General features: G+C 75.4%; 8 protein-coding genes and 1 pseudogene. 3 read left to right on the forward strand and 6 right to left on the reverse strand.

Annotated features, from left to right (window positions below):
• Window positions 1–145 precede the first annotated feature (145 nt).
• Window positions 146–592, reverse strand: coding sequence for a tRNA (N6-threonylcarbamoyladenosine(37)-N6)-methyltransferase TrmO (gene tsaA, locus AE652_RS31080; RefSeq protein WP_107086581.1), 447 nt, complete (start codon window positions 590–592; stop codon window positions 146–148).
• A 115-nt stretch (window positions 593–707) separates the two neighbouring features.
• Here tsaA and AE652_RS31085 point away from each other — a divergent pair, with 115 nt between their 5' ends.
• A complete protein-coding gene (locus AE652_RS31085; RefSeq protein WP_049657562.1) occupies window positions 708–1,862 on the forward strand; it encodes a hypothetical protein in 1,155 nt (384 codons plus the stop codon).
• A 59-nt stretch (window positions 1,863–1,921) separates the two neighbouring features.
• Here the strand turns inward: AE652_RS31085 and AE652_RS31090 are convergent, their stop codons facing one another.
• Both AE652_RS31090 and AE652_RS49090 read right to left on the reverse strand, forming a co-directional pair.
• The gene (locus tag AE652_RS31090; RefSeq protein ID WP_049657564.1) at window positions 1,922–2,407 is read right to left on the reverse strand and encodes a hypothetical protein; all 486 of its coding nucleotides are present in this window, start codon (window positions 2,405–2,407) and stop codon (window positions 1,922–1,924) included.
• A gap of 36 nt (window positions 2,408–2,443) precedes the next feature.
• Window positions 2,444–3,079, reverse strand: coding sequence for a DUF4937 domain-containing protein (locus AE652_RS49090; RefSeq protein ID WP_049657566.1), 636 nt, complete (start codon window positions 3,077–3,079; stop codon window positions 2,444–2,446).
• Window positions 3,080–3,253: 174 nt separating this feature from the next.
• Between AE652_RS49090 and AE652_RS31100 the strand changes: the two genes are divergently transcribed.
• Together AE652_RS31100 and AE652_RS31105 are read left to right on the forward strand one after the other, a co-directional pair.
• The gene (locus AE652_RS31100) at window positions 3,254–4,258 is read left to right on the forward strand and encodes a GlxA family transcriptional regulator (RefSeq protein WP_049657569.1); all 1,005 of its coding nucleotides are present in this window, start codon (window positions 3,254–3,256) and stop codon (window positions 4,256–4,258) included.
• A 34-nt stretch (window positions 4,259–4,292) separates the two neighbouring features.
• The gene (locus AE652_RS31105; protein WP_049657570.1) at window positions 4,293–5,045 is read left to right on the forward strand and encodes an MBL fold metallo-hydrolase; all 753 of its coding nucleotides are present in this window, start codon (window positions 4,293–4,295) and stop codon (window positions 5,043–5,045) included.
• 36 nt (window positions 5,046–5,081) lie between these two features.
• Here AE652_RS31105 and AE652_RS31110 read toward each other — a convergent pair whose 3' ends face one another.
• The 3 genes and pseudogenes from AE652_RS31110 to AE652_RS31120 all read right to left on the reverse strand — a co-directional run.
• A complete protein-coding gene (locus AE652_RS31110) occupies window positions 5,082–5,735 on the reverse strand; it encodes a GntR family transcriptional regulator (RefSeq protein WP_049657573.1) in 654 nt (217 codons plus the stop codon).
• Between the two features lie 143 nt (window positions 5,736–5,878).
• Window positions 5,879–6,625, reverse strand: a complete 747-nt coding sequence (locus tag AE652_RS31115; protein WP_049657574.1) for an SDR family NAD(P)-dependent oxidoreductase — start codon at window positions 6,623–6,625, stop codon at window positions 5,879–5,881.
• A 24-nt stretch (window positions 6,626–6,649) separates the two neighbouring features.
• Window positions 6,650–7,048 (reverse strand): annotated as a pseudogene (locus AE652_RS31120) (NAD(+)/NADH kinase); the annotation flags it as partial.

Below are 7,048 nucleotides of genomic sequence, written 5' to 3' on the forward strand. Positions count from 1 at the left end.
CACGGCCGCCCCGGCGGCAAGTCCAGCTGGGGCCCACCCGCCCGGGCCGCCCTGGCCCGCCTCGTCGCCACGGTGGGCCGCTGACGGCGCGCTGTCACCGTCAGGGGCTGCCCCCGGCCGGCGACGGCGCCCCCGCCGACCCCCGCTACCGTTCGGCGAGCCCGGGCAGCACCGGCTTCACGTCCAGCACCGGGGTGCCGTCGATCGCCTCCAGTCCGCTGACCCGCAGCCGCGGGCCGTCCACGGCCAGGACGGTGACCCGGTGCAGCCCGATCGGGTTCGGCCGGTCCGGCGAGCGGGTCGCGAACACCCCGGTCTCCGGCCGGGAGCGGTCCCCGCGCGGACGCACCGCCAAGACCTCCCGGTCCGCCCGGTGCAGCCAGGTCAGCAGCAGCACCTCCTGCCCGGCCACCAGGTCCCGCAGCCCCCGCTCCACCTCGGCCTCGAAGGCCACCCACGCCTTCGGCGCGCCCTCGTCCCCCTGCCTCGGCGCCCCCGCCCGCTCCAGCAAGGGCGACTCCACCCACCCGATCGCCCGCACCTCGAACCCGCGCTCCCGCTGGTTCCGCTCCCGCAAACCCCTGTCCGTCATTGCGCCCTCCGTGCACCCTCGGCTCCGTCCGGCAGCACGGTAGCGGGCCCGGGTGTCGGTGCCCCGGTGCAGACTGGAAGTTCCCTCTCGTGGTTGATGGCAGAGATGAGACGCCATGAACGAGTACGACGGTGAACTCCCTACGCGCAACCTGGTCTTCAACACTGACCTCGACCGCCTCCTCGACCTCGACCGAGACGACCTCGGTGTCCCCGAACAGCCAGGCCTGTGGCACCGGCTGCGCGCCGACCGGCGGCCGGTGGCCCAGCGCGGGCTGCTCTGCCCCATCTGCCGGGACGCCCGCCCCGACCAGCCGGAGTGGATGTACCTGTCGTTCCGGCGCGGTCGGCGCATCGCCTCCCACCACAACCCGCACCGCCGGGCCCACACCGCTGCCCAGGACGAGCAGCGCGAGGCCTACCAGGAGCGCTACGCCCGGGCCGCCGAGAGCGACGGGCACGCCGTCGAGATCGGGGCCGGGACGGCCGACGGGCGGCGGCCCGCCGTCCTGGTCACCGGCGCGGACGGCCGCCGGTTCGGGTTCGAGCCCCAACTCTCGTACGTCAGCGCGCAGTCCGTCCGGCGTCGGAACCGGCTGGCGCGGGAGGACGGCATCACCGCGGTCTGGCACACCGTCGACCCGAACGCGCCGCTCATCGACCAGGTCCACTGGGTGCGCACCGACAACCTGCCGGCCCGGGCCATCCGGGAGGACCGCGACCTGCTGCTGCGCGGCGGGGTGCGGACCCTCCGGCTGCTGAAGTGCGACCGCGTCAGCCCGCGGCCCTGCCAGGTGCGCGGCGGCGGCGGCCGCTGCGGGCGGTGGCACCCGACGTGGGCGGTGCTGGTCCCGCGGATCGACGACTTCGTGCGCCGGGTCGCCGGCGGCGTGTATGTGCCGATCACCCAACGGACCCGGAACGGTGGCCCGCTGCGCTTCTGGGCGCCCGAGGCGGACCGGCGCCGCTTCCTCGCCAACGGCGGGGTGCTGGCGGACCGGACGGACCGGCCGGTGATCCCGCGTCAGCGCGGGGCCGACCACCCGCGGGTGCCGGAGCGGCGCCGTGCTCCGCACCGCCCGCCGCATCGGCTGCTGCTGCCCGGGGACCCGTACGACCCGGTGGGCGAGCCGCTCACGTCCGATCGGGTGATCCCGCCGGTGCGGAGGGAGATCTGCTCGGCGGGGCGGATCCCGTGCGGAGCGCCGGGAGCCCGGCTGTATCCGGGCGGCTGGTACTGCGACGCCCACCGGCCGGGGGCGCCGGGGTGACGGCGCGGCGCGGCCCCGCGCGATCGGCGCCCGGTGCGGCGGCGACGGCGCGAGGGGTCTCACCGCGGCAGGCAGGACTCCTCGCCGATCGCGACCAGGAGTTCGAGCGGGAACTCCCGGTCGGCCTGCCCGATGATCAGGCCCACCCAGCGCCCGGTGGACGGCACCCGCCACACCGGCAGGTGGAAGACGAGGGAGGCCAGGGAGACCAGCGGCTCCGGCCCGTCGGTGTCGGCGAAGTCCGGCTGGTCGTACCCGAGGTGGGACCAGAGGTCGATCGTGGTCGGGCCGCCCCAGCGGTCGGTCAGGACGGCGGTCAGGGCGGTGAGGTCGGCTTCGAGTTCGTCCTCGGCCTCGGTGACGGTCTCGGGGCCCGGGTCGTCCCAGAAGTCGCGGCTCGCCCGGAGCACGGCGAGCTGGTGCCCGGGGCCGCCCCAGCCGTGTTCGGTCCTCGTGTCCGCGCGCTCGGGGTACGGGGCGGCGAGCAGGGAGTCGAGGACCGACAGCTGGTCGTCGACGGAGCCTACGGAGTGCGGCAGTGACATGGCCCGGAGTGTAGGGCCGGCCCCTGACAGGCCCCGTTACGGCGACCGGACGGGGAGGACCAGCCAGGACGGTTCGAGCGGGAGCAGGTGCCCGGTGAGGGTGTGGACGTCGGTGGGGACGGCGGCGCGGGGGAGTAGGGCGGGGAGGTGGTCGGTGGTGTAGGCGTGGTGGGCGGCGGGGGTGGTCCAGAGGGTGGTGACGAGGTAGCGGTCGGGCGAGAGGCGGGTGACGGCGCCGCCGAGCATGCCGTCGGCGGCGGCCATGCCCGGGGCCCAGAGGCGGCGTTGGACGTCGAGGAAGTGGTCGGCGCGCCCCGGGCGGAGGCGGCAGTCGGCGGCCCGCAGGACGGTGGCGCGGGTGAGGGCGTCGGGGAGGGACGGGGAGCCGCCCGGCATGGTGAGGACGACCGGTCCGGTGGCGACCTCGATCGCGCTGTAGGCGGAGTGCTGGGCGGCGGCGGCCCGGTCGTGACGTTCGCGCAGGAAGCGGGTGTAGGCGGGCTCGTCGGCCCACAGGGCGAGCAGGAGGGCGCGGTCGCCGTCCGGTGCCCAGCCGCCGGCCTGGCCGACCAGGCCCGGCTGGTCGGAGATCGCCGACCAGCGGCGCTGGCCGGCGGCGAACGCCTCGTGTGCTCCGGGCCGTACCCGGCAGTCGATCCACTTGCCCCACATGCGGGCCATCCTGCCGCCGGGAGGCGGAGGAGGGTCAATCGGGCGCTGGTCGCGGAGGCGGTACGGCCGGGGGCGTAGGCCCTCTCTCGGATGACGAGAGGACCCGGGCCGATGGCCGGATGTTGCAGAGTCCCGTCATTGCCGCCAGAGCCGCCTCCGGGCGAGGGTGGGGGCATGGACGACGCACTCCGCCTGCCGCATCTGGTCGTGGTCCCGGTGTTCCCCGGGGTGAACGCGCTGGACGTGGCCGGGCCCGCCGAGATCTTCGCGCTGGCCGGCCGGCTGCTGCCGCCCGGGCGGCCCGGGTACGAGGTGCGGGTGTGCGCCGAGCGGAGCGGGCCGGTGGAAACCTTCTCGGGGGTGCCGCTGCACGTGACCGGGACGCTGGCGCAGGCGCGGGTCCGCGCGGACACGGTGCTGGTGCCGGGTCGGGTGGACCTGGGGCCGGACGGGCCGGTGCCCCGGGTGGACCAGGCCGTGGTGGCCTGGCTGCGGGAGGCCGGGCCACGGGCCGGACGGGTCGCCTCGGTCTGCGCGGGCGCGCACGTCACCGCGGCGGCCGGGCTGCTGGACGGGCACCGCGCGACCACCCACTGGGCGACCGCCGAGCGGCTGGCCGCCGACCACCCGGCCGTCGAGGTGGACGCCGATCCGGTGTTCATCCGCTCCGGGCGGATGTGGACCAGCGCCGGCCTGAGCACCTCGATGGACCTCACCCTGGCGCTGGTCGCCGAGGACCACGGCGACGACCTCGCGCTGGAGATCGCCCGGATCATGGTGATGTACCTGCAACGCCCGGGCGGCCAGAGCCAGTTCAGCGTCCCGCTGGCCCACCGCCCGGGCGGCCGGGCGGACCTGCGGGACCTGCGCCGCTGGATCGGCGAGCACCTGGACGCCGACCTGTCGGTGCCCGCCCTCGCCGGCCGGCTCGCCATGAGCGAGCGGCACTTCGCCCGGGTCTTCCGTACGGAGACCGGCACGACGCCCGGGGCGTACGTCGAGGAGCTGCGGCTGGAGGCGGCGCGCCGGCTGATGGAGCGCACCGACCACCCGCTGCCGGGGGTCGCCCGGGCCTGCGGCTTCGGCTCCGTCGAGACCCTGCACCGGGTGTTCCGGGACCGGCTCTCCACCACGCCGGGGGACTACCGGAGCCGGTTCCGCGTCCGGAACGACAACTGACTGAACGTCAATTCACTGCGAGGGAAAGAACACTGTGAAGATCAAGGCCACCCACATCGGCACCGCGACCGTCCTGCTGGAGGTCGGCGGGCTGCGGCTGCTCACCGACCCCGTCTTCGATCCGGCTCCGGCCGAGTACCGGCACGACCCGGTGGTTCTGCGTAGCACGGGTGCTCCGGCGATCGGCGCGCACGAGCTGCCGCCGGTGGACGCCGTGCTGCTCAGCCACGACGAGCACCCCGACAACCTGGACGCCACCGGCCGGACCCTGCTCGCCGGGCGGCCGGTGCTGACCACCGTCAGCGGGGCCGCCCGGCTCGGCGGCGGCGCGCTCGGGCTGGCGCCCTGGCAGAGCCGGACCCTGACCGTGGACGGCCGGACCCTGCGGGTGACCGGTACGCCGGGTCTGCACGGTCCGGTCGGGGACGTGACCGGCTTCGTCGTCGAGGCGCCCGGCGAGGAGGAGGCGCTCTACATCTCGGGTGAAACCGTCCACATCCCCGAACTGGACGCGGTGGGGCGGAGGTTCCGGATCGGTACGGCCTTCCTGCACCTCGGCGCGGCCCGGATCGAGGCCTTCGGCGGCGGTGGGCTGATCACCATGGACGGGGCGCAGGCCGCCGTGCTCACCGCCTCGCTCGGTGCCCGCCGGGTCGTCCCCGTCCACTACACCTCGTGGGAGCACTTCACCGAGGGGCGGGCGGAGACCACCGCGCGGTTCGAGGCGGCCGGCCTGGCCGACCGGCTGCACTGGCTCGCCCCGGGCGTCCCGGAACTGCTGGGCTGACGGGCCGGCTCGAACTCGGCGCCCGGGGCAGGCGGCTCAGAACGCGGCGACCGGGGGCAGCCGGTGCAGGATGCGTTCCATGCCGCCGGTCCAGTTGGCCTCCAGCGCGGCGACGGCCTGGTCGATGTCGCCGTCCAGCAGGCACTGGGCGATCCGCTCGTGCTCCTCGGCGGCGCGCTCCAGGATCTCGTGGTCGCCGACCACCACCCGCTCGTAGCGGTGCAGGGTGAGCTTCAGTGAGTCGATCATCTCGCGCAGCCGGGCGTTGGCGCAGCCGGAGAGCAGCAGGGCGTGCCAGGCGTCGTCGTGGCGCTCTATCGTGCCGTGCGGGGCCTGCGGGGCGGAGAAGGCGCGGGCCTCGGCGAGCAGCCGGGGGGCGATCTCCGCCAGGTGGGCCGGGTCGGAGGTGCGCAGGGCCAGCGACTCCAGGGCGATGACGATCGCGGTGAGGTCGAGGAACTCCTGTTTGCCGGTGGGGGCGAAGCGGAAGCCCTTGCCGCGTTCGCTGGTGATGATGCCCTCGCGCTCCAGGCTGATCAGGGCCTCGCGCAGGGGGGTTCGGCTCACGCCCAGTTCCTCGGCGAGCTGGACCTCGTTGATCGACTCGCCGGGGGTGAACCGGCCGCGGCCGAGCTGCTCCAGGAGTTCGTCCTTGACCTGCTCGCGCAGCGGACGCCGCTCGATCGCCATCGGGCTTCCCTTCTTCCTGGTCGGTAGCGTACCGGCCGGGCGACCGGCACCGGTGGCCGGGCGGCCGGCCACCAGCGGTCGGGTGCCCGGCCGTCGGTGCCCGACCGCCCGGGCCGGGTCCTGGCGGGTGGTCGGTCAGGCGGTCAGGCCGTGCCGGCGCCGTCCACGGCGATGACCGCGCCGCTGACGAAGGCGGCGGCGTCGCTGGCCAGGAAGGCGACGGTCTGCGCGATGTCCCGGGGCTGGCCGATCCGGCCGAGCGGGCGGTCGGCGGCGTCGGTGTAGAAGGCGTCCGGGCTCTCGCCGAGTTGGCGGGCCTCCTCGGCGAGCATGCCGGTGTCGGTGTCGCCCGGGCAGACGCAGTTGACCCGGATGTTGTCCGGGCCGTGGTCGATGGCCATCGCCCGGGTCATGTTGACCACGGCGCCCTTGGAGGCGCAGTAGGAGATGGCCCGGCCGCCGCCCTTGATGCCCCAGCCGGAGCCGGTGTTGACGATGCTGCCGCCGCCGCTCGCGGCCATCAGCGGCACCACCAGCCCGCTGAGCAGCATGATCGAGCGGACGTTGACGGCCATCACCAGGTCCCAGTCCTCGTCGCTGATCTCGGTGACGGTGGAGCGGCGGATGATGCCCGCGTTGTTGAACAGCACGTCCACGCCGCCGTGTTGCTCGACGGCGGTGCTGACGGCCCGCTCGCAGTCGGAGCGCCGGGAGACGTCGCAGCGGACGAAGGTGCCGCCGATCTCCTTGGCGGCCTGTTCGCCGCGCTCGGCGTCGAGGTCCAGGAGGACGACGGCGGCGCCGAGTTCGGCGAGCAGGGCGGCGGTGGCCCGGCCGATGCCGGAGGCGGCGCCGGTGACGATCGCGCGCTTGCCGTGCAGGTCGATCATGGGGGCTCCTCTGTGGGTGGGAGGTCAGGCGGAGAGGCGGTACACGGCGCCGGAGCGGCGGCCGGTGATCACCCGGACGTGGCCGGAGAGGGCGTCGTCCAGGTCGGGGTCGCCGGTGTCCAGCAGCAGCGGGCGGCCCGCCAGGGCGGCGAGCTTCGCCTCGGTGGCGAGCACCAGCAGCCGTTCCCGGCCCGCGGCGCGCAGCAGTTCGGGGGTGAGCTGCTGGTTGCCGCGGCCGAGCAGGAAGCCCTGGCCGCCGATCGGGGAGAGGGCGATGCAGGGGGTGGTGGGCAGGGCGCGCAGCTGGTCGGCCCGGGCGTCGCGGATCAGGAGGCGGGCGGCGGTGGCGAGGCCGTCGGCGTGGCCGGGGCCGAGGGCGCTCGCGGGGCCGAGCCGCAGCAGGTCGACGCCGGTCAGGCTGGC

Source organism: Kitasatospora sp. MY 5-36 (assembly GCF_001182915.1).
In the GTDB taxonomy this organism is placed as follows: domain Bacteria; phylum Actinomycetota; class Actinomycetes; order Streptomycetales; family Streptomycetaceae; genus Kitasatospora.

Coding starts and splice junctions, on each gene's coding strand:
- tsaA (WP_107086581.1), bottom strand. CDS start 592: ATGACGGACAGGGGTTTGCGGGAGCGGAACCAGCGGGAGCGCGGGTTC.
- AE652_RS31085 (WP_049657562.1), top strand. CDS start 708: ATGAACGAGTACGACGGTGAACTCCCTACGCGCAACCTGGTCTTCAAC.
- AE652_RS31090 (WP_049657564.1), bottom strand. CDS start 2,407: ATGTCACTGCCGCACTCCGTAGGCTCCGTCGACGACCAGCTGTCGGTC.
- AE652_RS49090 (WP_049657566.1), bottom strand. CDS start 3,079: ATGTGGGGCAAGTGGATCGACTGCCGGGTACGGCCCGGAGCACACGAG.
- AE652_RS31100 (WP_049657569.1), top strand. CDS start 3,254: ATGGACGACGCACTCCGCCTGCCGCATCTGGTCGTGGTCCCGGTGTTC.
- AE652_RS31110 (WP_049657573.1), bottom strand. CDS start 5,735: ATGGCGATCGAGCGGCGTCCGCTGCGCGAGCAGGTCAAGGACGAACTC.
- AE652_RS31115 (WP_049657574.1), bottom strand. CDS start 6,625: ATGATCGACCTGCACGGCAAGCGCGCGATCGTCACCGGCGCCGCCTCC.